Below are 26,681 nucleotides of genomic sequence, written 5' to 3' on the forward strand. Positions count from 1 at the left end.
TTTGACATATATGTCGATTTAAAAATGAAGTTACAAAAACATGCATCTGTTAAACATAGTCGTTTGGGAATCGGAGAGAAAGGAGGGAGCATAGCAAATGCAGGCAACAGATGGCGTCATGACCTATCACGATTTGCAAGTCGTCTGGCCGTATGGGCCGATCCGGCTGGACAGCCTGACATTTTTGCATCAGACGGGCACGCATGCGACTTTGCGCCTGACCGGAATCGTCCCGGAAGACAAAGAAGAGGAAATCATCCATCTGGCCAGCAACCACGACGGCATCGGACTGTACGGGAAACAGGGCGCGGCGAAAAAGCCGATTTTCATGGGCCGCTTGCAGCATGTGGAGATCAAAGTCGTTCGGGATATCCATTACGTGACAATTCAGGCGATTTCCCATACATACGCGATGGACTTGAGTCCGAAAACGCGCTCTTTTCAACAGGTAGACCGCCTGTATCGGGATGTCGTCGAGGAAGCTTTGTCTGTCTATCCGGGCGGGGATTTCATCGACCAAGCTTTTGACGAGAAAAAGCAAGGCAAGTTCATCATGCAGTACGAGGAGACGGACTGGACGTTTGTCAGGCGCATCGCTTCGCATGTGGGAGCCGTCCTTGTCCCGGATGTCAGTGACCACAAGGTGCGTTTCTGGATCGGGATGCCCGAGGGACGCAAACAGATCAAGCTGGAAGCGGCTCCGTACGAGGTCAACCGGGCGATTGCGCCGTACATGAAAAAAGCGGCGAACGGCGCATCCTCGCTGTCCGAATACCAGTACACGACGTACACCTTCGCTCACGACGAATGGCTGCACATCGGCGATGAAGTGCAGCGTGACGGCCGGACGTTTGTCATCACGAAGGTTGTGGGAACGCTGGAGCAGGGACTGTTGAAGTGGACTTACGTGTGCGCTGTGCCTGAATCGGTCAAGCAAACGAAACTGTACAACTCCGCGATTATCGGCGCAGCCATCGACGGCAAAATCATTCAGGTTGGCCGCAACCAGGTCAAAATTCACTTGAATATGGACCAAAAACAGGACGCAAGCAAAGCCCAATGGTTCCCGTACGCCGCAGAAGGCAACCAGATTTTATACCTCATGCCAGAGCTCGGTTCCAAGGTCAAGCTGTACTTCCCCGGCGCAGAAGAAGACGACGGCATGGTCATGAACTCCGTGCGCCACGCCCCGCAAGGCGAAGCCGTCCAGAAGCAAGCGAAAAAAATGCAGGACCCGGGAGTCAAATCGTTCGGCAACCCCCAAGGCAAAGAGTTCACGCTGGGCGACAAAGAGCTGACGATGACGGCGCAGGAGGGCATGCTGTACATCTCCATGAATAAGGATGCGGGCGTCAGTTTGCATAGTGCGTCGCAGGTGCGGATTCAAGCAAGCGGAGGACTAAACTTGCGCGGATCTGCGGTTACCTTGACCGCATCGGAAGGTCTGTCCATAAAGACGATCGTAGACCATATGGGACTGCAAGAAGAGATTAGCGCCAGCAGTGAGGAAATCAAGCTGGACGCCACCACGCGCAGAAGCTTTCCCCACCTGTGGAGCGCCTTTGAAGAAAAAGTGCAGTCCATAGGAGTGGACGGGATCATAAAAGAGCGAATCCAGGCAAACATGGACGCGGAAGTGAAAGTGACGAAAGAGTTTTGGTCGGAAAACATGTCGGCATTTTGGGCGGCCACTGTCGATACAGCGGACATCGTTTTTTCCACGTTATCCTTCGGGTATTCCGAGAACGTGTATGAATGGGCCAGTGGGAAAGAGGTAGGCTCATTAACGGAGCGTAATCTCATGGTACAAGGACTCCAGAAAACCGCAGAGGATGCCTTTACGTACGCAGAAAAGGTGATTACGGGGGAAAAGTCAAAACTGGAAGTGGCAGGAGATGCGCTCGATGCAGGGTGGGGGATTCTAAAGGAAGCAGTTGAACCTTTTATAGAAGAAGCGCAGTACTTGATCGAGGATGCCAAAGGTGGCAAGTGGACCCGTTCGATTGAAGAGAGCTACGAAAAAGGACGAAACAGTGCCAAAAAAGACCTGGTTATCTTGGAACTGGTCGGTAGTCGTGGCCTTTTCGGGGCTTACAGGAAAGCAGTCAAGAAAGTAAGGGACCAGGGAGGAAATGATTCGAAGGCAAGCCATACTTCGGACGTATCGGATCACGAGCAAGGCCAACAAAAGGATGGAAACGGTGCGGCACTGCCCCTCCAAGGAGCAAACGACCACCACCGAAACAGCACTGGGCAAAAGGACGGGAAGCTGAAAACCAAAGCCGAAATCCCGCTAGATGAAATCCAAAATTTGCAAGATGTGATTGATTTGCTTATCCTAAAAATGAACAGGAAGCTTGATGGTCGAATTGTAATTGGGCAGACCAGCGCAGACGGGATAGGCGGTGTTGGAGGATACCATGTTTTCTTTGAGGCGGATCAAAGAGGGCGTGGGGGTAGTAAAGATAAGGGAGGGGAGACGAGGAGGACTGAGAGGACGGGTAATGATGCTTATGGGGGGTATTTCAAACGTAAACAGCAGAGAACAGAAGAGTACAATTCCAAAATAGCTGATAAGCAAAAAATTGTTGGAGACGATACGAATGGTTACAGACTCGTAGAACCAACAAAGTGGATGGAACAGATGGGAATGACTCAGATTAAAGAAAAATTAAAAAGAAAATCTTGGTCAGATAATAATGGATTTAATTGGCAGTGGGATTCGCAACATGGTAAGTTGGAAAAATGGAATAAACGAAGGACAGAACATCTAGGAGAGTTTGATCCTGTGACAGGTAAGCAAACTAAAGATGGTGAACCTAAAAGAAGATGGGATGGTTAATTTCATGGAACATGGACAGCGTTTTGTTGAAGAATTTCCTGAGGTTGGAGAATTACTTGAACAGTTATTAGTTAAAAGAGAATTAGACGAATGGTATAAAAAGAAATGTGCTGAAAAACTAGATGTACCAATTGAACTTAATGAGATTGGAAATCTAAAGGAAATTGAGTGTAGGAATATGTTCAGCCCTTCAGCAGATATTTTAATACATCTGCAGGATATATCAGGTAAGGAAGGTTTTCTACTTTCTCAACAAATAAATATAAAAGTTTCAAAATTAATCCCAATTTATATTTTAGATTTTAGTTATTCATTAAGGCATAATTTGATAGAAGGCCCTTTGGAAATAGTTGGTACAGCGGAATCTTTAGAAATGATACAAGGAATTAATCAAATCAATAGGATCATGACTTTAAAAGGGTATTCTGAGATTAGCCATCTTTATGATTTCTATGATACAGTTTATGAGTGGGATGTCCTACCTAGTATTAAACCTTTCAATAGGAGATTAACTTTAGGAGATGCTTTATTTACGGATGTGTTGGAACTATGTTAGCTCTGAGAGCCGATCATCTCGATCTGTCAAAAATTTAGTGTAAACCCTATGTAGGTAATAGTAATCCTATATTCCCCCACATGGCTTTTTCGTTCTTTATATGAATGCGGCGGTTGACATAGCCCCCGGCCAGTGCCGAATGAACTCATCATTCAACCAATCAGATACCTAACCCACGTAATAACCGTATAGGGATTTCTTCATTTTGGTTGTACCGACATGAAACTTGAATTTTAACGTAATAGTATTACAGCGAACAGGTCGATTATGGTCAGATACCACCATGATTGACCTGTTTTTATATGCAGATGATTTTGTACCTCATGCCCGAGCTGGCTCAAAGGTAAAGCTGTACTTTCCAAGCGCCGATGAAGATGACGGCATGGTCATGAACTCCGTGCGGACCGTATGTCAGGCGTTTCCAACGATATTAAGTGCGTTTGAAAAGGACGTTCAGGAAAACGGTTTGGCTACCGTCATGTTGCGCAGAACTGTCAACAACCAATTAGCTGAGGCGAAAGGGAAGTTAGATGCTCTCGGAGATACCTTGTTAGGCTTGTGGAATGTGGTAGTAGATGCCGGAGATATTGCGTCGACTGCGTTACCAACATCGTATCTGGTAGACGCCATTTACGAAGGGGTGACTGGAGAAGAGCGACCTTCTCTCCTCGAACGAAATGATCTCGCGAGAGGAGCTGTAGAAACCGCTACGAATGCAGTCAATTACGTGGGAGATACGGTAACGGGCAATAAATCGTGGGAACAAATCAAATCCGATGCAAAGTCGGTTGGACAAGGGCTATACGATGACTATATCGACCCATTCGTGAAAGACGCCCAATACGATCAGGATAACTTGCTTAAAGGCGGTCTGTGGACCAGATCAGAAGAACAAAGCTATGCGAAGGGCCAGAATGAGTTTAAGAAAGACATGGTGGTTGCAGAGGTAGCGGTAAGTGCTTTTAGTGCTGGTACAGGTACAGCAGCCATGCGGACAGTGAAACTGGCGAATAAGCTGGATGGGCCAGGTGGTCCAAAGGGGCTGGGTGGTGGCAGAAGAAAAGGAATAGGTGGGCTATTGCTTGGCACTGTCGATGATATGATGGATGGTGGAGCCTCGATTTTTGATGGGAAGATGAAGACAAGCGCTAAGACACCGGGTGATAAACAGGCAGAGATTCAAGCAGTAGTTGAAAAGTTTCAGCTGAAAATGAAAGAACAGTCGAATAAAGAGGTTGATAATAGACTGGATGGCGGGAAGGGTCATACTGGTTCTCGTGCCCCAGAAATCCAAAAGGAACACGCTGCAAAATCTCTCGATATCCCTAATAAAAATGTATTACCAAAGGTAGTGAACGGGGATTCTGGACATTCGAATTATTCTCCGTCGATGAATAGCAAGGTTAATGGCGGTAACAAAAATAGTTCTCAAGGAAGTAATAAGCCGGATACTGAGGCGAGGACGGGGCATGTTCAACATGCTGAAAAACCTCGTGATATTCCTGATAAGAAGGATTTACCAAAGGTAGTGAACGGCGATTTTGGGAATTCGAATCAGTCTATACCTCCTAAGGGTAAGCCTGATACTACTAAGAAAAATGATCCTCAAGGAGATAAGAAGCCGGATACTGAGGGGACGGGTAATCTTAAGTATAAAGAAGGTTACTATGTTGAACATTTAACCGGAGAAGTTACAAAATGTACGGACTGGAAAGGTGTCAGCGGTGGGCATAATTATGAGGAATTTAAGAAATTCTTTGACACAAATGGGAAATATGGATATGAAGAAATAGGAAGAAAAGAACATCCGGATATCCCGGGAATATATGATATTGAATATAGATTAAAGGTTGAAGTAAAGAACTACCAAGGAAAAGGAACAGGGGAGTATAAAGTTATACCAAAAGAAGATAAGCCACCTCATAAGAAAACCATATATGACCCTACTGTAATCTCTAATGACGATATTGTTCGATTAGGAAAAGAGGCAATGGAAGAAGGTATAAAATCGCAAAGAGTCAATCAATTAAAAAGCCAAGCAAATAAGCAAATAATCCGAGGAGTTTCAAGTAATGGATTGAAGTTTGAAGGGATAAAAAATATTGATACTGGAGAAATCGAGAACTTTTATCCGGTATTGAAATTTGGAGAAAATTAAGGAGATAACATGATGAACACTGTTTACGACGATAAAAATAAGTTGATTCTCATGTATGAAGAAAAAGGACTTGAAAAAGGCTCAGTCATTGATGTTCTTGGTGATTTTGTGTTGGAACATGATATTGTTAAGGTATTAGAGGGTTTTTTAAACGAGTATATTGAGAGACGAGATTATATGGGAGTAATCTATTCAGATGAATACGATGTTGGGGATGAAGGTTATTTTGGCGAGAATAGGGTTTTGTTTTATTATGGAGTAGATGATAATTATGATATTGTCAGTTATAAAGAATTATATGATTATTTGCAGGTAGCGTGTAATTTCTATATTGAAAAGAACTCAGATAAAAAAGATGAGATAAACGAATATTTATTAAGAATTAAATCTAAATATGGTATTGAAGAATAGTGGTTGGGTATGGCGATTAGTGGAGGGCTGCACGATATTGTGTAAACTAATTTACAACTCCAACAACAAGATCGTACAATACAACCAACAAACCAAACACTAAATAATTCAAACACTTGATAAACTTTCAAAGCTCTTTCCAACTTGTTTTATGAGTAGGAATGAGCTTTTTTGTCATCCAGGAGCATATATGGAGCAGGTAGGAGTGGGATGTAGCGGCAAGCGAGACTTTCGCGGTCATGGCGAAACGCACCTTGGATAACCAGATCGCAGAGGTGGAAGGGAAATTTGCTGCTTTTGGGGATACGCTGGCTGGTTTGTGGGGCGCGGCGGTAGACGCGGGCGACCTGGTTGTGACAGGTGTTTTGGGAGGCGATGACGCCCAAAGCTTGTATGAGTTTGTGAGCGGCTCCGAAGTCGGTTCGCTGACCGAGAGGAACAACTTGGCCAAAGGAGCAGTGGAAGTCGCCACCAACACAGCCGAATACGTAGAGAAAGTGGCTTCGGGCAAAAAATCATGGCAGGACGTAGCCCAAGATGCAGGCGACGCAGCCGTCTCGATCGGGACAGGATTATACAACGATTACATCGACCCTTTTGTGAAAGACGAGAAGTACAAACAAGATAATTTGCACGGCGGTCTGTGGACCCGCTCGGTCGACGAAAGCTACGCAAAAGGGCAAAACGAATTTAAGAAAGACATGGTCGTAGCGGAAGCCGTACTGACGGTGTATAGCGGTGGAATGGGCACAGCAGCATTAAAAGGCGGCAAATCGGTGGCGAAGTTGGATGTGGACGCGCCGCATGGCAAGCAACCCCATACAGATGTGGATGAGGACGGCGGAAAAGGGAGAGGCGGTCTCTTGCACGGGTCCGGTGTAGATGACCTGCTGGAAGGCGCGCCCCTCAAGGACGGGAAGCTCAAGACGAAGGCCGAGCTATTTGATGGTGTGTTGAAGGATTTGGATTTGATAAAGGAAAAGTTTCAGCTTGGTATGTTGGAACAAGTCCTGGAGAAGGTCGGCATTAAAGCGATGGTCGAACCTATGACGGGGCAAGGCTCAGGAAAGCCAACCAAACACGTAGGTTATCATGATTGGGATAACCAAACGAGTCATGCAGGCCTACCTGACAAGAAAGGAACAGAAGCGAAGCTGGCAACATCTCTTAACCCGGCCTTCTCAAAAAGAAATACAGAACCTCATGCTTCAGGAACACAAGCCGTACAGGCAAACAAACTGCCGGATAAAAATACCCCGAACGAAAATGTGTTGCCAAAGGTAGCAAACGGAGACACATGGTATTCGAATTATTCTTCGGTGAAGAAGAACGATGGTGGTGGTACTAGCAAAGGGAATCTACCAGAGAAGGATAAGCCGAATGCTGGGGGGACTGGTAATGTTGTTACAAGAGCTCAAAAAATCGATTTAGCTACTAGTGTGCTTAGAGACCAACTTGATAAACATATAGATTTTATCAAAAAGGGAGGATTGAGAAAGCCATTAATAGCTCCAAACATTGGTGGGGGCAAGTACGTTCCAAAGGTTGTAACGGCAGCAATTGATATTGAAGTACCGGATATAGTTCACTTTGGTTATAATGGCAGGAGAGAGGGGCAATTTAATCCAAGTGTAAAAGAGTTACATGAGGATCTGGAAAAATTAATTAATAAAATTAAGGAAAGGGCAAAAAATGACCCCAATAATGAATACAGGTCTAAAGAAAGTTATGAAGATTGGGATGTTGAAAACTGCGCAGAAGTACAGGCTGTGAATTTAGCACTTCATAATGGCGCAAAAATGGAAAATATCTTAATACGTACAGTATATGGTAACAGTGGAGAACTTAAAGATCTATGTAATAACTGTAATAAAACATTTGAAAATTTTCTAATCGATTTAATTAACTTGAAGGGGGAATAGCTTCTACATGCTATCAGATAAAGCCTTAGATGTATTGATTCGATCAGGATGGTATGAAGGAAGAAAAATAGATATAAAAGAAACAATTAGTTTTTTAGAAACAAGAGGTTTCACAATATTTTCATGTGTAGAAAAACTGCTAGAAGAGTTCGGGGGAATAGAATATCTTTATACAAAGAAAGACGGAACTATAGAGTCTTTTCACTTTATCCCTGAAACTGCGCTAGGTGACATTCTGGAAAGAGAAGATTTTTCAGAATTCGAATATTGGTTTCAAGAACCACTTGTAATTATTGGAGAGGCATATCGACGTAACATGAATTTGTTTATGTCTGCTAGTGGTATAGTTTATGGGGAGTATGGCGGATATGATCTGTATAAGTTTGGTAACAACATTTACGAAGCCCTAGAAACGCTGTGCATGCCTAAACCTGCCGAAAAAATAAAAAACCCAAGTCTATCATAGGAGTCTGTTAGATTCTGTAAAATATTTTGTGTAGACTTGTTTACAATTCCTACAATACAACAAGCTAAACACTAAACCATTCAAACGCTTGATAAGCTTTAAAAAGCTCTTTCTACTTGAATCATGAGTAGGAATGAGCTTTTTTGGCATGTAGAAAATAAAAGATAAAGCAATCAGGCATTATACTTCATGCCAGAACTTAAGCGATACTTCCCAGGGGCAGAAGAGAACGATCGCATGGTCATGAACTCCGTTCGCCACGCTCCGCAAGGCGAAGCCGTCCAGAAGCAAGCGGAAAAAATGCAGGACCCGGGGGTCAAATCGTTCGGCAACCCCCAAGGCAAAGAGTTCACGCTGGGCGACAAAGAGCTGACGATGACGGCGCAGGAGGGCATGCTGTACATCTCCATGAATCAGGATGCGGGCGTCAGTTTCAATAGTGCGTCGCAGGTGCGGATTCAGGCAAGCGGAGGACTAAACTTGCGCGGATCTGCGGTTACCTTGACCGGATCGGAAGGTCTGTCCATAAAGACGATCGTAGACCATATGGAACTGCAAGAAGAGATTAGCGCCAGCAGTGAGGAAATCAAGCTGGACGCCACCACGCGCAGAAGCTTTCCCCACCTGTGGAGCACCTTTGAAGAAAAAGTGCAGTCCATAGGAGTGGACGGGATCATAAAAGAGCGAATCCAGGCAAACATGGACGCGGAAGTGCGAGTCACGAAAGAGTTTTGGTCGGAAAACATGTCGGCATTTTGGGCGGCCACTGTCGATACAGCGGACATCGTTTTTTCCACGTTATCCTTCGGGTATTCCGAGAACGTGTATGAATGGGCCAGTGGGAAAGAGGTAGGCTCATTAACGGAGCGCAATCTCATGGTACAAGGACTCCAGAAAACCGCAGAGGATGCCTTTACGTACGCAGAAAAGGTGATTACGGGGGAAAAGTCAAAACTGGAAGTGGCAGGAGATGCGCTCGATGCAGGGCGGGGGATTCTAAAGGAAGCAGTCGAACCTTTTATAGAAGAAGCGCAGTACTTGATCGAGGATGCCAAAGGCGGCAAGTGGACCCGTTCGATTGAAGAGAGCTACGAAAAAGGACGAAACAGTGCCAAAAAAGACCTGATTATCTTGGAACTGGTCGGTAGTCGTGGCCTTTTCGGGGCTTACAGGAAAGCCGTCAAAAAAGTAAGAGACCAGGGAGAAAGTGATTCGAAGGCAAGCCATACTTCAGACAGGTCGGATCACGAGCAAGGCCAACAAAAGGATGGAAACGGTGCGGCACTGCCCCTCCAAGGAGCAAACGACCACCACCGAAACAGCACTGGGCAAAAGGACGGGAAGCTGAAAACCAAAGCCGAAATCCCGCTGGACGAAATCCAAAATTTGCAAGATGTGATTGATTTGCTTATCCTAAAAATGAACAGGAAGCTTGATGGTCGAATTGTAATTGGGCAGACCAGCGCAGACGGGATAGGCGGAGTTGGAGGGTACCATGTTTTCTTTGAGGCGGATCAAAGAGGGCGTGGGGGTAGTAAAAGACGAAGGGAACTGAGCGGCCGCTAAAAGCTCAAACAAGAGCAGAGATTATGAATGTCGTTCAGGATACATTAAGCCAGGCGCTACAAAAGATTAAAGAAGTAGATCCTAATGCTAAAGTGGGATATAGAGGTTCTTTGGCAACGGGTCAGAAAGGTCCACATAAGGGAAATGCTCCATTTGACCCAAATGATTTTGATATTGATGCGTTTATAGTTAGTGATAAATTAGCTGAGACTTTTTCTAAGAATGTTTATTGGAGATCAGCTAGAAAAGTTAGTGATGATTTAAACCAATTACAAGACAAGCTTGAGTTAAATTTTCGTAATACTCTTCCAGGATATCGCTATGAGCCGGACAAACCCTTTACTTTCAGAATATATACTGAAAAAGAATTTAACAAAAAAATCTTTGACAGTGGTATAAAATTCATTGAATAGGAGTGTTTTTATGGTACCTTACTTAGAAGGAATAGTAGCTTTTCAATCGAATCAAACACTTGAGGAAGTTGGTAAATTGATTTCTGAACGATTATTTGGCGGATTGCAATTCGGAGGAAAAGAAGAGTATATATACGAAGAAATTCCAGCTATATACATTTCGGAACTCATTATGGGGTTAAGAGTCGTATTGAGCGGTTATAATGGATTTGACGAAGATGAACGATTTGTACTTGAGCTAGGGCCATTGAAAGGAGTTCCCCAAAATGGTGAAAAACACGATCTTAGTGAGTATTTAGAAACCCTTTTTTCTGACTTCCAAGATTTTAAAATACTCGATAATTAGGATTTCTTTATAATCCCAACAGTAAAATCGTACAAGAACCAACGAATCAAACAATAAATGATTCAAACGTCTGACAAACTTTCAAAAGCTCATTCCCACTTGAAGTATGAGTAGGAATGAGCTTTTTGGCATGTGAAAAATGAACGATGAAGCAATAAAATATTATACTTCATGCTAGAACTCAATCTGTACTTCCCAGGTACAGAAGAAGACGACGGCATGGTCATGAACTCCGTGCGCCACGCCCCGCAAGGCGAAGCCGTCCAGAAACAAGCGAAAAAAATGCAGGACCCGGGGGTCAAATCGTTCGGCAATCCTCAAGGCAAAGAGTTTACGCTGGGCGACAAAGAACTGACGATGACGGCGCAGGAGGGTATGCTGTACATTTCCATGAATAAGGATGCGGGCGTCAGTTTCAATTGTGCTTCGCAGGTGCGGATTCAAGGAAAAGGCGCCGCGAACCTGAGCGGTGCGGCTGTTCATTTGTCCGGCACAGAAGGATTGACGGTCAAAACGGCAGGAGATGCCTTGGAGCTAATCGAAGAAGCAAATGCGAGCAGTGAAAACATTCAGCTGGAAGCGAGTGCCCGGTATTCTTTTCCGCAACTGTTAGGTGCCTTTGAACAAGATGTAGCCGCCAACGGGATTCTTGCGGTCATGGCGAAACGAACCTTGAATAAACAGATCGCCGAGGTGGAAGGGAAGTTTTCGGCTTTTGGGGATACGCTGGCTGGTTTGTGGGGCGCGGCGGTAGACGCGGGCGACCTGGTTGCAACGGGTGTTTTGGGAGGCGATGACGTCAAAAGCTTGTATAAGTTTGTTTGAAGGATGGAAAAATCCAACTACTGGGGAAATAGAAAGAGTACACCCTGTATTAGAGGGAAGAAATTATGGTAATTAGGAGGGTTTATGTTGATAGATAAACAGCCAGTCATTCAAGATTTTTTTCCTTTTTGAAGAGCGATTTACTTGATGTGCTAGAGTGTTTATCCAATGGAGAGCCGTGGCAAGATCATATGATGGGATATGAACTTCCAGAGCATTCTGAGGAGATTGAATTTAAAGAAGGCATAATGATCTTCATTAACACTTCTTCGTATAACGAAATCATTATGAAAAATATAGATTTCTATGATTGCTTGAAAGAAACATGTGTGGAATTTATTAGGGATAACCCGGAACAAAAAGACCAAGTGAATCTACATATTGACAAGATAAAGGTTGTTTTAAATTTGTAAAAACTTCATCCAGCGCTAGATAAACCAACAAAAAAGCCAAGAAAAATAGGCGGGGTTTACATAGTACACATAATATCGAGCAAGAACTAATAAATCCGTTCATAAACCAAACCATAAACACAAAACCAAACAACCAACACAAACACAAACAAAAACAAAAACAGGACACTCCCCCAATCCCACCAGAAAGAATGCCCTGCTCCATTACATCTGTACTATCTCCACCCTACACAATCAAACTCAAAGCCATAATCAAAATAATCGCCACTACCGACAAAATCGTCTCCATCACCGTCCACGACTTCAGCGTATCTTGCACCGACATGTTGAAATATTCCTTGATCAGCCAGAAGCCGGAATCGTTCACATGGGACAGGATCAGCGAGCCGGAGCCTGTTGCCAGTACCAACAGTTCCGGGCTGGTTCCGGGAACTTGCAGGGCGATAGGCCCGACAATTCCTGCTGCCGTCATCATGGAGACGGTAGCGGAGCCGGTAGCCACGCGGATTAGGGCAGCGATCAGCCAGCCCAACAGAATTGGCGAAATCGCGGAGGCTTTGGCCAATTCAGCGATGTAATCGCCGACGCCGCTGTTCAGCAGAACTTTGTTGAACGCGCCACCCGCACCGATGACCAACAGGATTGTCGCGGTAGGGGCGAGGCAGTCGTTTGTGAATTTGAGAATGTCGTCTTTGGTAAAGCCGCGATTGAAGCCGAGTGTCCAGAACGAAATGATGACGGCAATCAACAGGGACGTGATTGGGCTGCCGATAAAATCAGCCCATTGGCGCAAGGCGTCTTCCTTCGGCAACGTTACATCGGCGACAGTCGCGAGCAACATCAAAAACACAGGCAAAAGCACGGTAAAGACAGTGATTCCGAAGCCAGGCAATTCACGCTCGTCCTTTGGCTCCGCCATTTGCGCTGCAAGCTCAGGCGAGATGCTCGTCTGGATGCGCTTGCCAATCCAGCTGCCGTAGAGTGGCCCGGCGATGATTGCAGCAGGCAGGGCTACGATGATGGACAGCAAAATCGTCTTGCCGACATCGGCCTGGAACAGATCGACTGCTGCCATGGCAGCAGGATGCGGAGGCACGATGCCATGCACGATGGACAATCCGGCGATGAGCGGAATCCCGATTTTCAGCAAAGAGACGCCCGTTTGTCTGGCAATCGTAATGACGAGCGGAATCAACAGAACGAAGCCTACTTGAAAGAAGACCGGAATCCCTACGATAAAGGCGACGAACATCATGGCCCAGTGAACGTTTTTTTCACCGAACAGCCGGATCAAGGTGCGGGCGATTCGCTCTGCGCCGCCGGATTCCGCCATCATTTTTCCGAGCATGGTGCCAAGCGCGAGCACGATCGCAATAAAGCCGAGCGTTCCGCCCATCCCGTCTTTGATCGAGTCGACGACTTTGACGAGCGGCATCCCGGAAGCGATTCCGACAAACCCGGCCGCGAGCAACAGCGCGACAAACGGGTTGACTTTGAACCGCGTGATGAGAACGAGGAGGAAGAGAATCGAGATCAACGTAATGAGAAGTGGCATGATAGAACCCTCCGTTTGATGTGTCTAGTTGTTCAACTGTTTTTGGAACTTGGCGATTAGCTTGTACTCCTCCAGGAGGTTGTAGTAAACGCGCTCGTAAATGTAAAACAACTCCAGATACATGCTGGATCGCTCCAGGTCCGGCTCATGCCTGTGCGAAATGTGAATCATCTTTTTCACATCATGCAAATTGTCCAATGCTCCAAGCGCGTGCATCGCTAAAAGGGCGGCGCCAAAGCTGGAGCTTTCGTGACTCTCAGGAATCAGCACCTCGTAGCCGAACATATCGGACATGATTTGTCGCCATTCCTTGGAACGGGCGAAGCCGCCGGATGCGCGAATTTCCTTGGCGCCTCCAGCCAGATCGCGGAGCGCGATGCCAATGCTGTATACGCTGAACAAAATGCCTTCGAGGACGGCGCGGATGAAATGCTCCCGTTTGTGGTGCAGGCCGATGCCGAAAAAAGAACCTCTCGCCTGCGCATTCCAGTAGGGCGCGCGTTCGCCGGACAAGAAGGGGAGGAACAGCAACCCATCTGCGCCGGGGCGTACATGCTCAGCTGCCTGAATCATGACGTCGTAAGGATCGACGCCCAGCTGCTTCGCTTTTTCGACTTCCGGCCAGCTGAACTCGTCGCGGAACCAGCGGAGCATGATCCCGCCATTGTTGGACGGGCCGCCGATGACCCAATGATTCTCCGTCAGCAAGTAGCAGAACGTGCGGCCTTTCGGATCGGTGATCGGCTCGGGCACGACCGTCCGAACAGCTCCGCTCGTCCCGATCGTAATGGCTACCTGACCGTTGTCGATGGCACCGATGCCGAGATTGGCCAGCACGCCATCGCTTGCTCCGACCACAAAAGGCGTGTCGGGATCAAGCCCGATCTCTTCCGCATAGCGTACCTTCATTCCCCGCAGGATATGGGTAGTCGGCACTGGCTCGCTCAGGTGTTGCTTCGTGATGCCGGCAACCTGCAGCGCGTCGTCGTCCCAGTCCAGTTTGCGCAAGTTGAACAGTCCCGTAGCCGAAGCGATGGAGTAATCAACCACGTACTGACCGAACAGTCGATAGATCACATATTCCTTGATGGAAATGTACTTCGCTGTCTTCTGGGCAATATCGGGCTGATTCTCTTTGAGCCACATGATTTTGGGAAGCGGCGACATGGGGTGGATCGGCGTTCCGGTCGCCAGGTAGATCGAATGGCCGACACCTTCCTCCTTGAGCCGCTCTGCCTGTGCCGCGCTGCGGTTATCCGCCCAGATGATGCTGTTCGTCAGGGGATTTCCGTGCGCATCTACGGCAATCAGGCTGTGCATCGCGGTGGAGAAGCCGATGCCGCCGATTTCGTTCTGCCCGATGTCCGCTTGTTCAATCGCCTGTTTCAATGCGGCAACGACAGCGGCGAAGATCGTCTCCGGGTCTTGCTCGGCCCACGATGCTTTCGGCACCAGCAGGGGATAGTCGATATTGCTAGTCCCGCGAACGGCTCCAGATGCTGTGAAGACAATCGCTTTCGTACTGGTTGTCCCGATATCAAGACCGATAAAGTAGCTTTGCTTCATGTGCTTTCACCCTTTTTTCGCGAAAAACGTCTCGATGTTTTCCTAAAAGTAAGATCGGACCGCTTGCCGCCTGTTCTTTTGGCTCCGAAGAGAATGGAAACAGTCACGATCATTTGTATACGCTTTCAACCGAGTGGCGTGTTGATAACGAGATTATAGCGAAATTTTTTTCATTTGTTAATATAAAAGAAAAAAATTATTTCATTTTTCATATTCACATCGATAGTATTACCAAAAATAGCCGTTTGGTGGTTTGGGAGGGAAAAAGAAAAACGCCTGATCACAGGCGTTTGAGCGAGATAGCTTCTCGGATATGCTGAATGTTGGAGATCGTATCGTCCTGTCTGCGCAAGGAAACCGCCACGTACAGCAAATCGATCAGGCTGAGCTGGGCGAGGCGGGAAGACAAAGCTTCCGTGCGAAAAACGGTTTCCCGCGAAGTCGTGTACAAGCACATGTCGGCGAGACGGACGAGGGGAGACTTGCCGTAGCTCGTAATGCCAATCGTTTTGGCGCCGCGCTCCTTGGCTACGCGCAGGGCTGCCAAAATATCTTTGTTGGAGCCGGAGTGGGAGAAACCTACGGCTACCGCGCCTTCCGTCAGCAGCGAAGCGGACATGACCTGATAGTGGGCATCCGAGTGATGAATACAGGGAATGCCTGTCCGCATGAATTTGTGGTAGGCGTCTTGGGCGATCGCAGCCGAGCCGCCAGAGCCGTAAAATTCAATACGAGTCGCTTTTTCCAGGCAGGAGACGATTTTGAGCAGCTCATCCTTGTTGATGATTTGCAGGGTGTCCCGCAATGTTTCCAGATTCGCGGTGAAAATTTTTTCGGCAATCGCGCCGATGTCGTCGTCATCCAGATTGATCTCCTGGTAGATCGTTTGCTTTGGATTGGTCACTTCGCTGGCCAGCGCGATTTTAAACGCCTGGTACCCGCGAAAACCGAGCCGCCGACAAAGCCGAAAGACCGTCGCGTCCGCGCACTGGCACTGATCGGCCAGCTCGGTAATGGAGAAATGAACGATTTGATTGGCATGCTGCAAAATGTAATCGGCAATCTGCTGTTCTTTGCCGCTTAACTGTGTGTAAATGGCGCGCAGCTGCGCAAGCACACTGACAGGCGTGTGTGACGTTGTATCTGGCATGAAATGCGACCTCCTGAATTGAATTGAATTGAATCGTACTGGAATGCCATCTATATTTCAGCAAAAGATATTGCCAAAAAGGCTCGTGCAGGGCAAATGCAATGATTTCCTACTTGCTAGTATAGGAGAAACAGACGGTCGTTTCCTAGTTTCAAAAAAATTTTCTTCATTTCTGATGAAAGATGAAAATTTTTGTCTTATAATACAAACTAACAGAGTTCATCCCAAAAGGAGTGACGTACGCGAATGAAACTTGCGATTCTCGGTCTAGGTAAAATGGGGTACAATCTGACACTCAATTTGCTTTCTCATCAACATGAGGTTGTCGCTTACGACGTAGATAAAAGCCGTGCGGAAGAACTGAGCCGCGAAGGAGCGATTCCGGCTGCTTCTGTCGAGGATGCGGTAGCGAAGCTGGACACGCCGCGCGTCATCTGGCTGATGGTTCCGGCAGGGGAGATTGTCGACCAGCTGGTTGATCAGCTGTCTATGATTCTCGCTCCCGGCGATATCGTCATCGACGGCGGTAACTCGCATTACAAGCAATCTGTAGAGCGCTACGAACGGTTGAAAGCCAATGGCATTCATTTTCTCGATGCAGGCACAAGCGGCGGAATGGAAGGCGCTCGCCACGGGGCATGTATGATGATCGGCGGGGATCGGGAAGCGTTCGCCCACATCGAACCGATGATTCGCGACATCAACGTGGACAAGGGCTACTTGTACACGGGCGATGCGGGCAGCGGTCACTTTTTGAAAATGATTCACAACGGGATCGAGTACGGAATGATGCAAGCGATCGGGGAAGGCTTCGAGGTGCTGGAAAAAAGCCAGTACAACTACGATTTCGCCGAAGTGGCCCGCGTGTGGGCGAACGGCTCTGTCATCCGCGGCTGGCTGATGGACTTGACGGAGCGCGCCTTCCGCAAAGACGCCAAGCTCGATGACATTCGCGGCGTCATGCACTCTTCCGGCGAAGGAAAATGGACGCTGGAAACGGCGCTCGACCTGCAAGCAGCCACTCCTGTGATCGCGATGTCGCTGCTCATGCGCTATCGCTCGCTGGACGAGGATGCCTTCCACGGCAAAGTTGTCGCTGCGCTGCGCAACGAATTTGGCGGACATGCGGTAGAAAAGAAATAACAGCACCAAAAAGGATGACGATGTCGTCAACGCCTTGACGAAGAAATAACGACGCAAGAACCTGTGCAAGCAGGTTCTTTTTTTGTGCCTATCGCTAAAAGGAAAGGTGAATCGTAATACTTCTGCCCTGTTCACGTCCAGCCAAATAGAAGAAGATGGAAATACAACAAAGCAAGCTTGGCTGGAAGGAGAGAGAACAGATGGCTATCGTATCATTGCAATCCACCAATCCGGATTTTTCGTTTCTGATCAAAAAAAATCCGGCGACCGGACTATCGCTGCGGTCGGTGCGCAAAGGAATCGCCTACGGGTGGTACTCGGATGCTTCCCGCTACCACGTTTATTTTAAAGATGCCGACAACGAAATATCCTATAAACAGTATGAACACGAGCATTTTGAATACTTGAACCTGTCGCGCTATAACACGCCTTTGTTTCCGCTTCATGCGATTGGCGAATACTTTTCGGCACCGTTGAAATCGCGGGATGAACGGGACGTTGCAGGCTACACGCATACTTTTTTCATCAACATGGTTCATATCGAGCTGGTGCGCTACATTGCCTTTTTTCAAAATCACGTCAAAGACTTTTCCTTCGAAATCGAGCACAGGGCCGACAAAAGCTACGCGTTGACCATTCGGACGCAAAAAAGCTTGCACGACCTGCTGCAAGTGACCAGCGTGCTCTGCCTGTTTTTGGCGACGTTCGGCAAAGAGCACCTCGATATTTCCGACAGCTTGCTCGACAAATACAGCAAGAGCATCCAGGCGATGGACGCGCCTTTCTATATTCGCAGCCTGTTCTCGCGAAACTTTTTGCCCAAGCGGGAGCATTATCGCAAATACAAGGCTGCTCTCGAACAGACGGATCGTTACGAGATGCATCTGGAGTATGGCAGCACGGGCATGCAGCGCAGAAACTTTATTGCGGGACAGCTGCCCTTTTCGCGCCCGATTTTGGATGTCGGCTGCGGCGAAGGATTTTACGCCCTTGCTTTTGCCGGGAAGCTGGCGCATTGCTATTACGCGGTCGATATTGACGAAGAGCGGCTGGAACTGGTCAACCGGAAAGCCGTGGCGAAAGAGGTCGACAATATCGTCCTGTTTCCTTCCGTCGATTCGTTTTTGCTCGAATACAATGGCGAGCAGGTCGACATCATCTTGACCGAAGTGATCGAGCACATGAGCACGAAAGAGGCGAGAGCATTGATTTTGCAGCTTTGCCGCGAGGTCGATTTCGCGAGCTTTATCATCACGACACCGAATGCGGATTTCAATCCATACTACGAATTGTCCGGTTTGCGGCACGACGACCACAAATGGGAGATGGGCGAGCAAGCTTTCCAGACGTGGATGAACGAGATCATGCAAAAGGCTGGTGTCGAGGGCGAGTTTGTCAAAATCGGCGATCAGGTCAACGGAATGCCGACGACACAAGGTGTCATTCTCAGAAAAAGGAGGGCGTAACCGATGCGTATATCGACGAACGTCCATACGATTTTCATGCTCGTCGGCCCGACCGAATGCGGGAAGACGACGTTTGCCCAGCAAGTGCTGATCCCGCAGCTTGGAATCGCGGATGCGGGGAAACGGCTGCAAGCCAATGTGGCGTACATCTCTTCGGATCAATTGCGCCAGGAACTGCTCGGGTATGCGTACGACAAGTACGATCAGGTCATGCTGGAAGCGAGTGAACAAGCGTTTCGCCTCCTGTTCGAAAAGCTGCGGCTGGTCACGTCTTTCCCGATTAACGCGCCTTTCGTGGTCGTCGACACGACGGGCCTGGCCGAAGATTTTCGCGCGCGTGTCCGGGAGATCGCGAAGGAAAATCATTACAACGTGGAAGTCATCTTATTCGATTACCACAAGCGCGAGGATTATTACGCCTCCGAGCGGTCGAAAAAGCTGATTTCGAGCCACATCCTGCGGCTGAAAAAAGAAGTGCTGCGCGCCTTGTCCAAAGAAGGGTACGCCAAAATACACCGAATCCGGGCCAAAGATTTTGCTGCGGCAGAGCACGGGACAAATGGCGCGACTTCCTATGAGGTGCACATCGAAAACAAGGCAGACTATTTGGCTACGATTCTTGCCCCAGACAAAAAGTACATCATCGTTGGCGATGTGCATGAGTGTGTCCAAGAACTGAAAAGGCTGCTTGTCGCCTACGGATACGAGCTGAAGGACAATCGGCTTGTTCCGACAGACAAAGTCCGCGACACGCAGGTGATACTCGCTGGCGACTGGATTGATAAAGGCAAGCAAACTCGCGAGATCATCGAATTTTTGTACGACAATCAGGAGCATTTTCTGTTCGTGCTGGGCAATCACGAGTATTTTGTCTACCACTTTTTGCAAGGAAAAATCAAGGGCGCGGAGCCGACGTTGTTGGAGACGTACTTCGACTCTGTCGCCGTATTGCGCGCCGATCCGCGATTGCACGAAAAGTTCAACCAGTTGTACGCGATTTCGCAGCCGTTTTACCGCGTCCAGTCGCTTACAGGTCCGTCCTATTACGTGACACATGCGCCATGCGCAAACAAATACATCGGCAAGCTCGACACGATTGCCGCTCGCAATCAGCGCAACATCCGGATTGACCGGACGGATGCGCTCGAACAACAACTGACCTTTTTGGCTGAAGAAGCGGTGAGCAACCAGCCGTATCACTTGTTCGGACACGTAGCGGCGAAGCAGGCGTTTCGTTTGAAAAACAAAATTCATCTCGATACGGGATGCGTGCACGGAAATGCGCTGACCTCCGTCATGATCACACACAGACCGCAGTACAAAACAGAGCGCTCCACACATGCGGCGATTACCGAAGCATTGCCGACCTTGTTCCAGGCGAAGCGGGAGGTGTCACTTGCCGAGCTTGCCAGCGAAGAAGTTCGTCGACTTGATTACTGCCTGCAACATAAAATCAATTTCATTTCCGGGACGATGCCCCCGGCAGACAAGGACGAAGCGACAGGCGAGCTGGAGTCGCTGCAAGCGGGACTGCGCTATTTTGCCGAGCGCGGGGTAAAAGAAGTGGTGCTTCAGCCTAAATACATGGGCTCGCGCTGCAATGTGTATTTGCATCGGACGATGGAGCATTGCTTCGCGGTCAGCCGCAACGGCTACAAGATCAAGCAGGTGGATTTAACCCCGATTTATGAACAGTTGCTTGCCAAATTCGCAGCGTATATGGAAGAAAATCAGGTAGAGATGCTGCTGCTTGACGGCGAATTGCTGCCATGGAGGGCAATCGGTGAAGGGCTGATCGAAAAGCAGTTCAAACCGATCGGTGCCGCTCTGCAAAGCGAGCTGACTTACTTGCAGGAGCACGGTTTTGAACAGGCGCTCCACAAGCTGATCGGGGAATACGACGCCAGCGGATTTGCAAAAGAACAGTTTCATCTCCCGAAAAACGCGTTGGCAGCCCAGTACGGCCCGACGTTGTACCAAAACTACAAGCACGTCCGCGAAATCAAAGACAGCTTGGTTCCGCTCGATCAGCACCTGGCTGCCTATGCGACTTATGAAAAGCAGCTTGTCCTGTACGGAGAGTCTGGCGAGCTTGCCTTCAAGCCGTTTGCTGTGCTCAAGTTGATTGATGCCAATGGAGAAGAGCGGCTTCCCGATGGCCGAACTTCTGAGTGGTACCGCTTTGTCAGTGAAGATGCGTGCACCGTGATTGATCTGGACGACGCAGACAGGGCGTATGAACAAGCCGCCCGTTTTTTCCAAACGACGACACTGGAGCAGCAAATGGAAGGGATCGTCATCAAGCCCGAGCTGCCGAATGGCAAGACAGTTCCGGCGATGAAGGTGCGAAATCCCGAATATTTGTCGATCATTTACGGCTACGATTACCGTTTCCCGCACAAATATCGCAAGCTGGTGAAACAGAAGCACATCGGGCAAAAACTGCGCACCGCCCAAAAAGAGCACGAGCTGGGCCAAAGCATGCTGCGCGTCAAGCTGGCGGATATTTCACCAGAGAACAAAGCGTACCAGCAAACCGTGGCGACGATGCTGTTTGAAGTCGCGCAGGAAAAAGAGATCGACCCTCGTCTGTAGGGGGAGGGCGCATACGAAAAGAAGCAAGTCCGCCTTTGAGCAACGAAGGAGCGACCTCCATTTTGTGGCAAAGACATGGCATGCGGACGAATCAGAGGGAGAGTTGGTTTTCCCCGTTTGGTGGATTTGCCTGAGCGGATACAAAGCTTGAACGAGAAAGAGCCGGACACATGAAAAAGAAGCCTGTCACATGATCAGGCTTCTTTTTGTTAGTGGAAAACGGAAAAGTGGTTAGCTCGCGTGCTCGTTTTTCTTAGCAACAGGAGCGGCTTCCCATGCGTCCGCATTTTCCAGACCAGGGATGCTGTCTTTGTAGAACACAGGGTCTTTGCCTGCTTTTTTCTGCTCCTGATAATCGCGCAAGGCGGCAAAGGCGACTTTGGAGAGCATGAAAATCGCAATCAGGTTGACCACGACCATCAGCCCCATGAACAAGTCAGCCAAGTCCCAAACGAGTTGCACTTTGGCGACCGCTCCGAACAAAACCATTGCCAATACGCTGACACGATAGAGCATGAGCCACAATTTGCTCGTTTTCAAAAACTCGATGTTCGTTTCACCGTAGTAGTAGTTCCCGATCAACGTACTGAAAGCGAACAGGAAGACCATGACAGCGAGAGTAGCCGACGCCCAATCGCCGAGGTGGATGGACAGAGCCGCTTGGGAAAGCTCGATGCCGCTCAGATCGGACTGCTTGTACGCGCCGGAAAGCAAGATGATGAAAGCCGTGCTTGTGCAAATGATCAGCGTGTCTGTCAGAACGCCGAACGCCTGAATCAGACCTTGCTTGACAGGGTGGCTCGTCGTAGCCGTAGCTGCGGCGTTCGGTGCGCTACCCATACCTGCTTCGTTGGAGAACAAACCGCGTTTGACCCCGTGCATGAGCGCAGCTCCCAGCGTACCGCCAGCAACCTGCTCCAGGCCAAAGGCACTTTTCACAATCAGGGCAATCATTTCCGGCATTTTCGTAATGTTCATCATGACGATAAACAGGGCAACGCCAATGTACAAAATCGCAAGCACGATGACGATATACTCGGACATTTTCGCGATGCGCTTCACTCCGCCGAAAATGATCGCAGCAAAGGCGATGGTCATGATCAGGCCGATCGTCAGCCGATCTGTTCCGAACGAGTTTTCAAAAGCGAGCGTAATCGTGTTGGACTGCACCGCGTTGAACACCAGACCGAAAGACAAGGTGATCAATACCGCAAACAGGGCACCCATCCACCGCTTGTTCAGTCCTTTTTCCATGTAGTAGGCAGGACCGCCGCGGAAACCGTCTTTGTCTTTGATTTTATACACTTGCGCCAGCGTGCTTTCCACGAAGGCAGAGGCAGAACCGATGATCGCAATGACCCACATCCAGAAAACCGCGCCAGGACCGCCGAGCGCTACGGCGATGGCAATTCCCGTAATGTTTCCGGTACCGACACGCGCGGCCATACTGATACAGAAAGCTTGGAAAGGAGAGATGCTGTCGGCAGACCCTTTTTTCCCTTCGCGAATCGCTTGGAGCATGTCTTTGATCATGCGGACTTGCAGGAAACGGCCTTTGAACGAGAAGAACAGACCGAGCACAACCAGCATGACGATCAGAACATAAGACCAGAAAAAATCGTTGATGGACGCTGTTACATCTAACAGAAATTGTTGCATGTTGTCACCTCGATTGGATAGATGGATTAAAAAATGCTGATATCCCACTCATGCACGATCTGCTTCAACAGGGATACACCTGCCACGCTGTTTCCGCATGAGTCGATGGCCGGGCCAAAAATGCCGATGCCGCAGCCGCCGGGAAAAGGGGATTGTGATCTCAGGTTGGGAGGAACGAGTGTCATAATCCCGCCAGACACGCCGCTTTTGGCCGGAAGCCCCACATAGGCAGCAAATTTGCCGGAAGCGTCGTACATGCCGCAAGTGAGCATCAACGCTTTTGCCAAGCGCACGACTTCTTTGGGCAAAACTTGCTCGCCGCGCAACGGGTGATAGCCGTCCAGCGCCAAAACCAGGCCGATCAGCGCGATCTGCTCCGTATTGACCTGAATGGAGCACTGTTTTAAATACACTTCCAGCGCTTCCTCGACTTCGCAATCCAGATACCCTGTGTCTTTCAGGTAATGCGCCAGCGCACGGTTTCGGTGTGAATGCATCCACTCCGAGACGAACACTTCCTCGTTAATGACAGGAGCCGAATCTGTAATATTTTGGAAAATTGCGTATAAATAGTGCAGTTTTTGTTCCGGCGTACTTCCTGGCAAAAGCGAGGAGACGGTAATGGCGCCCGCATTGATCATCGGGTTGAACGGCTTGCCTGGCTTGTGCATCTCCAGACGGATAATCGAGTTGAACGCATCTCCCGTCGGCTCCACGTCCACGCGATCGAGCACGTAAGTCATGCCGTGGTGACAGCAAGCTGCGATAAAGCTGACGACCTTGGAAATGCTCTGCATGGTGAAAGGAACTTCCCAGTCACCAGCCGTCACTTTGTTTCCGGAAGGGCCGACCATGCAAATGCCGAGCTGTGTCGGGTCTGCTCGCCGCAAAGCGGGAATGTAACTGGCGCATGCACCCTCTGAAGCTTGCTCGCGATGGTAGGCGACCCACCGTTGCAGATGTTCTGTCACCTGCTGTGCTTCCCATTTGTTTGTCGATGTTGCTGTTTGAAACAAACCCCGTTCCCCCCAAATCCTGTACTGTAAGCCTGTTTGTCAAGGAGCGAAAGCGCTTCCACGCCACGCAAAAATCGTATATTGAACACTTTAAAACCAACCTACAAAATCAAACAAAAACCAACAAAAGCTTTCACGCATTTATATAAATATTTTTTCTATACTTGTCGTTTACGTGTTTTATGGATAAGAATAGTAAGGGGAAAAAAGTGACAAACCCTACAGCAATCCAACAGGGAGGGGAAAGTGGCGCATGCATTCCCCATTAAAAAAGGATGGCTACATCCTGGCACTCATGCTGATCACGGTTCCGCTGGCAGGCGAACTGAAATTTTATCCGGTCAACGAGACGTTTCGGATCAGCTTCGGCGCGCCGACCTTTTTCTTCTTCTTGCTTTTGTTCCAGCGGCTTCCGGCGGTGTTGCCCGGGTTTTTGACCGGACTGTCTGTCGTCGGCTTTCGCTTGCTGCTCGACTCGTACACGCACAGCCCGTTTCATTTGGCTGCTTCGATGCAAGAGCACTATTCGAGCTTTTTTTTCTACTTTTCGTATTCGCTGCTTTTTTATGTGATCCGAATGGAGCGGTTCCGCGAGCGGACATTGATCATCGGCGGAATCGGGATGGTCATTGAGGTCGTAGCCGATCTGGTCGAGCTGCTATCGCAGTATGTGCTGTTTCACATCGTCGTGACCTGGAGTTCGCTGCAAGAGATGTTCGTGATTGCGCTCTCGCACAGCTTCGTCGTGCTCAGCTTTCTGAATATGATCCGACTGTACGAGACGCAAGCCCGGGAAAAACAGACCCGCGCGCAGCACGAGCATATGCTGATGCTCATTTCCAATCTGTACGAAGAGTCGATTCATCTGAAAAAGACGCTGCAAAATGCGGAGAACATCACGGTCAAGTCGTTCGAGCTGTACCAGCGCCTGCAAGCGCAAAAAGACGGGCTTGAACAAGCTTCCGTCGACTCGTTTGCGCGACAGGCGCTGATTATTGCAGGAGAAGTGCATGAAATCAAAAAAGACAACCAGCGAATTTTTGCCGGGCTGCAAAAACTGATTACCCACGAAAATCGGACGGATTTTATGGATATTCATCAGTTGGCAGACATCATCGTGCGCTCCCAGCGGAAGTACGCGAGCCTGCTCGGGAAAAACATCGAGTTTACTTGCCTGATTTCTGGAGAACACCCGCCCTATCACGTGTTTACCTTGATGTCGTTGATCAACAACATCGTCGCCAATGCCGTCGAGGCGATCCAGAAGACGGGGAGCATCTTGATCCAGGTGAACCGGGACAAAGAGTTTGTCGAGATCAAAATTGCCGACGACGGCCCGGGTGTTCCGCCCAGGCGCAAAAAGCTCCTGTTCAAGCCTGGATTCACGACCAAATACGACGACAAAGGAGCACCTTCTACGGGAATCGGTCTTTCTTATGTAAAAGAGATGGTGGACGAGCTGCAAGGAGAGCTGGTTGTCGGAGACGGCGCGGCGGGAAAAGGAACGGAATTTGTCATCCGCTTGCCGATCAATCTTGTGAGGGAGAAAGAGGGAGACGATGCACTTTTACTTAATCGATGACGATGAAGCTGTGCGCCTGATGCTGACAGAAATTATCGAGGATGAGAACTTGGGGGAAGTGGTCGGCGAGGCCGAGGACGGAGCGCTCGTTGACGGTCATATGCTGACGATGAAACATGTCGACATCGTCCTGATTGATCTGCTCATGCCCGAGCGCGACGGGATTGAAACGATTCGCCAAATTCGGCCTGTCTTCAAAGGCAAGATCGTGATGATCTCGCAGATGGAGTCAAAAGATTTGATCGCCCAGGCTTACTCGCTCGGCAGCGAATACTACATTATTAAGCCAGTCAACCGGATCGAAGTGGTGACGATATTGCAAAAAGTCATCGAAAAAATCCGGCTGGAAAAATCGATTCAGGATATCCAAAAATCGCTGCATTCGGTCTTGCAACTGGATCAAGGGCTTGGCAGCCAGAACCGGGCGAGCAAAAGCGGCAAACAGTTGCGCGAGGCGGGGCAATTCCTTTTGTCCGAGCTGGGGATTGCCGGAGAGAACGGCAGCAACGATTTGCTTGACATTCTCGACTACTTGAACGAATGGGAGCAGAAGCATACGCTGAAAAGCGGCTTTCCAGCGCTCAAAGAAATTTTTGTCGCGGTTGCCCAAGCCAGACTGGGAACTGCCGCGGATGAAACACAAGTCATGAAAGTCGTCAAAGCGTCCGAGCAGCGGGTCAGAAGAGCGATCTATCAGTCCTTGAATCATTTGGCATCGCTAGGCTTGTCCGATCTGTCGAACTGGAAATTTGAAAATTACGCTTCCCAGTTTTTCGATTTTACGTTTGTGTGGAAAAAAATGGCCGAGCTGAAAAATAAAACGGCCACTGCTTCGGACATTCGCATCAACATGAAAAAATTTATTCAAGTTCTTTATGCCGAAGCCAAACGAATCCAGGCAGAAGCATAGCAAGCGTAAAGACGCAAAGCGACGGCACAAGAAGCCGTACTTGCCGTGACATGTCACGCAAAAAGCCCTGACCACTCGATCAGGGCTTTTTGCTGTCGGACAACCGGACACGCGGACTCCC

General features: G+C 48.7%; 20 protein-coding genes. 15 read left to right on the forward strand and 5 right to left on the reverse strand.

Annotated features, from left to right (window positions below):
• Positions 1 to 97: 97 nt before the first annotated feature.
• The 10 genes from IRJ17_RS17455 (at position 98) to IRJ17_RS17500 (ending at position 11,505) form a co-directional block, all read left to right on the forward strand.
• Positions 98 to 2,842, forward strand: coding sequence for a colicin E3/pyocin S6 family cytotoxin (locus IRJ17_RS17455; protein ID WP_242771228.1), 2,745 nt, complete (start codon positions 98 to 100; stop codon positions 2,840 to 2,842).
• Between the two features lie 4 nt (positions 2,843 to 2,846).
• A complete protein-coding gene (locus tag IRJ17_RS17460) occupies positions 2,847 to 3,398 on the forward strand; it encodes a hypothetical protein (RefSeq protein WP_167470343.1) in 552 nt (183 codons plus the stop codon).
• 283 nt (positions 3,399 to 3,681) lie between these two features.
• A complete protein-coding gene (locus IRJ17_RS17465) occupies positions 3,682 to 5,556 on the forward strand; it encodes a CdiA family toxin C-terminal domain-containing protein (protein WP_174769228.1) in 1,875 nt (624 codons plus the stop codon).
• 12 nt (positions 5,557 to 5,568) lie between these two features.
• Positions 5,569 to 5,967 (forward strand): ribonuclease toxin immunity protein CdiI, encoded by a 399-nt coding sequence (gene cdiI, locus IRJ17_RS17470; RefSeq protein WP_122965460.1) that lies wholly within the window; start codon positions 5,569 to 5,571, stop codon positions 5,965 to 5,967.
• A 239-nt stretch (positions 5,968 to 6,206) separates the two neighbouring features.
• Positions 6,207 to 7,889, forward strand: a complete 1,683-nt coding sequence (locus IRJ17_RS17475; protein ID WP_242771230.1) for a hypothetical protein — start codon at positions 6,207 to 6,209, stop codon at positions 7,887 to 7,889.
• A 7-nt stretch (positions 7,890 to 7,896) separates the two neighbouring features.
• On the forward strand, positions 7,897 to 8,355 hold the full coding sequence (locus tag IRJ17_RS17480; protein WP_122965459.1) for an SUKH-3 domain-containing protein: 459 nt from the start codon (positions 7,897 to 7,899) through the stop codon (positions 8,353 to 8,355).
• Positions 8,356 to 8,544: 189 nt separating this feature from the next.
• The gene (locus IRJ17_RS17485) at positions 8,545 to 9,921 is read left to right on the forward strand and encodes a hypothetical protein (protein WP_242771232.1); all 1,377 of its coding nucleotides are present in this window, start codon (positions 8,545 to 8,547) and stop codon (positions 9,919 to 9,921) included.
• Positions 9,922 to 9,944: 23 nt separating this feature from the next.
• Positions 9,945 to 10,334, forward strand: a complete 390-nt coding sequence (locus tag IRJ17_RS17490; protein WP_242771234.1) for a hypothetical protein — start codon at positions 9,945 to 9,947, stop codon at positions 10,332 to 10,334.
• A 10-nt stretch (positions 10,335 to 10,344) separates the two neighbouring features.
• The gene (locus tag IRJ17_RS17495; protein ID WP_242771236.1) at positions 10,345 to 10,680 is read left to right on the forward strand and encodes a hypothetical protein; all 336 of its coding nucleotides are present in this window, start codon (positions 10,345 to 10,347) and stop codon (positions 10,678 to 10,680) included.
• Positions 10,681 to 10,851: 171 nt separating this feature from the next.
• Positions 10,852 to 11,505 carry a hypothetical protein gene (locus IRJ17_RS17500; protein ID WP_242771237.1) on the forward strand — a complete coding sequence of 218 codons (654 nt, stop codon included), beginning with the start codon at positions 10,852 to 10,854 and terminating at the stop codon, positions 11,503 to 11,505.
• Between the two features lie 639 nt (positions 11,506 to 12,144).
• Here the strand turns inward: IRJ17_RS17500 and IRJ17_RS17505 are convergent.
• The 3 genes from IRJ17_RS17505 to IRJ17_RS17515 form a co-directional block, all read right to left on the reverse strand.
• Positions 12,145 to 13,473 (reverse strand): GntP family permease, encoded by a 1,329-nt coding sequence (locus IRJ17_RS17505; RefSeq protein ID WP_242771239.1) that lies wholly within the window; start codon positions 13,471 to 13,473, stop codon positions 12,145 to 12,147.
• Positions 13,474 to 13,497: 24 nt separating this feature from the next.
• Entirely contained in the window at positions 13,498 to 15,039 is a 1,542-nt protein-coding gene (gene gntK / locus IRJ17_RS17510) for a gluconokinase (protein ID WP_242771241.1), read from the reverse strand.
• Positions 15,040 to 15,319: 280 nt separating this feature from the next.
• A complete protein-coding gene (locus tag IRJ17_RS17515) occupies positions 15,320 to 16,189 on the reverse strand; it encodes a MurR/RpiR family transcriptional regulator (RefSeq protein WP_122966404.1) in 870 nt (289 codons plus the stop codon).
• A gap of 246 nt (positions 16,190 to 16,435) precedes the next feature.
• Here IRJ17_RS17515 and gnd point away from each other — a divergent pair, with 246 nt between their 5' ends.
• From gnd to IRJ17_RS17530, 3 genes are all read left to right on the forward strand, one after another.
• Positions 16,436 to 17,332, forward strand: a complete 897-nt coding sequence (gnd, locus tag IRJ17_RS17520) for a phosphogluconate dehydrogenase (NAD(+)-dependent, decarboxylating) (RefSeq protein WP_173599805.1) — start codon at positions 16,436 to 16,438, stop codon at positions 17,330 to 17,332.
• Between the two features lie 200 nt (positions 17,333 to 17,532).
• A complete protein-coding gene (locus IRJ17_RS17525) occupies positions 17,533 to 18,798 on the forward strand; it encodes a class I SAM-dependent methyltransferase (protein WP_242771243.1) in 1,266 nt (421 codons plus the stop codon).
• A 3-nt stretch (positions 18,799 to 18,801) separates the two neighbouring features.
• On the forward strand, positions 18,802 to 21,393 hold the full coding sequence (locus tag IRJ17_RS17530) for a metallophosphoesterase (RefSeq protein WP_242771246.1): 2,592 nt from the start codon (positions 18,802 to 18,804) through the stop codon (positions 21,391 to 21,393).
• Positions 21,394 to 21,624: 231 nt separating this feature from the next.
• Here the strand turns inward: IRJ17_RS17530 and IRJ17_RS17535 are convergent, their stop codons facing one another.
• Both IRJ17_RS17535 and IRJ17_RS17540 read right to left on the reverse strand, forming a co-directional pair.
• Positions 21,625 to 23,052: an alanine/glycine:cation symporter family protein gene (locus tag IRJ17_RS17535; RefSeq protein ID WP_122966408.1), complete on the reverse strand. Its 1,428-nt coding sequence runs from the start codon at positions 23,050 to 23,052 to the stop codon at positions 21,625 to 21,627.
• 26 nt (positions 23,053 to 23,078) lie between these two features.
• Positions 23,079 to 24,023 (reverse strand): glutaminase, encoded by a 945-nt coding sequence (locus IRJ17_RS17540; RefSeq protein ID WP_173599825.1) that lies wholly within the window; start codon positions 24,021 to 24,023, stop codon positions 23,079 to 23,081.
• 298 nt (positions 24,024 to 24,321) lie between these two features.
• Here IRJ17_RS17540 and IRJ17_RS17545 point away from each other — a divergent pair, with 298 nt between their 5' ends.
• Together IRJ17_RS17545 and IRJ17_RS17550 are read left to right on the forward strand one after the other, a co-directional pair.
• Positions 24,322 to 25,650 carry a sensor histidine kinase gene (locus IRJ17_RS17545; protein WP_122966410.1) on the forward strand — a complete coding sequence of 443 codons (1,329 nt, stop codon included), beginning with the start codon at positions 24,322 to 24,324 and terminating at the stop codon, positions 25,648 to 25,650.
• The gene (locus tag IRJ17_RS17550) at positions 25,628 to 26,560 is read left to right on the forward strand and encodes a response regulator (RefSeq protein WP_122966518.1); all 933 of its coding nucleotides are present in this window, start codon (positions 25,628 to 25,630) and stop codon (positions 26,558 to 26,560) included. Before IRJ17_RS17545 ends, IRJ17_RS17550 begins: the two co-directional genes overlap by 23 nt.
• The last annotated feature ends 121 nt before the right edge of the window (positions 26,561 to 26,681 follow it).

It is taken from the genome of Brevibacillus parabrevis (assembly GCF_022701015.1).
In the GTDB taxonomy this organism is placed as follows: domain Bacteria; phylum Bacillota; class Bacilli; order Brevibacillales; family Brevibacillaceae; genus Brevibacillus; species Brevibacillus parabrevis.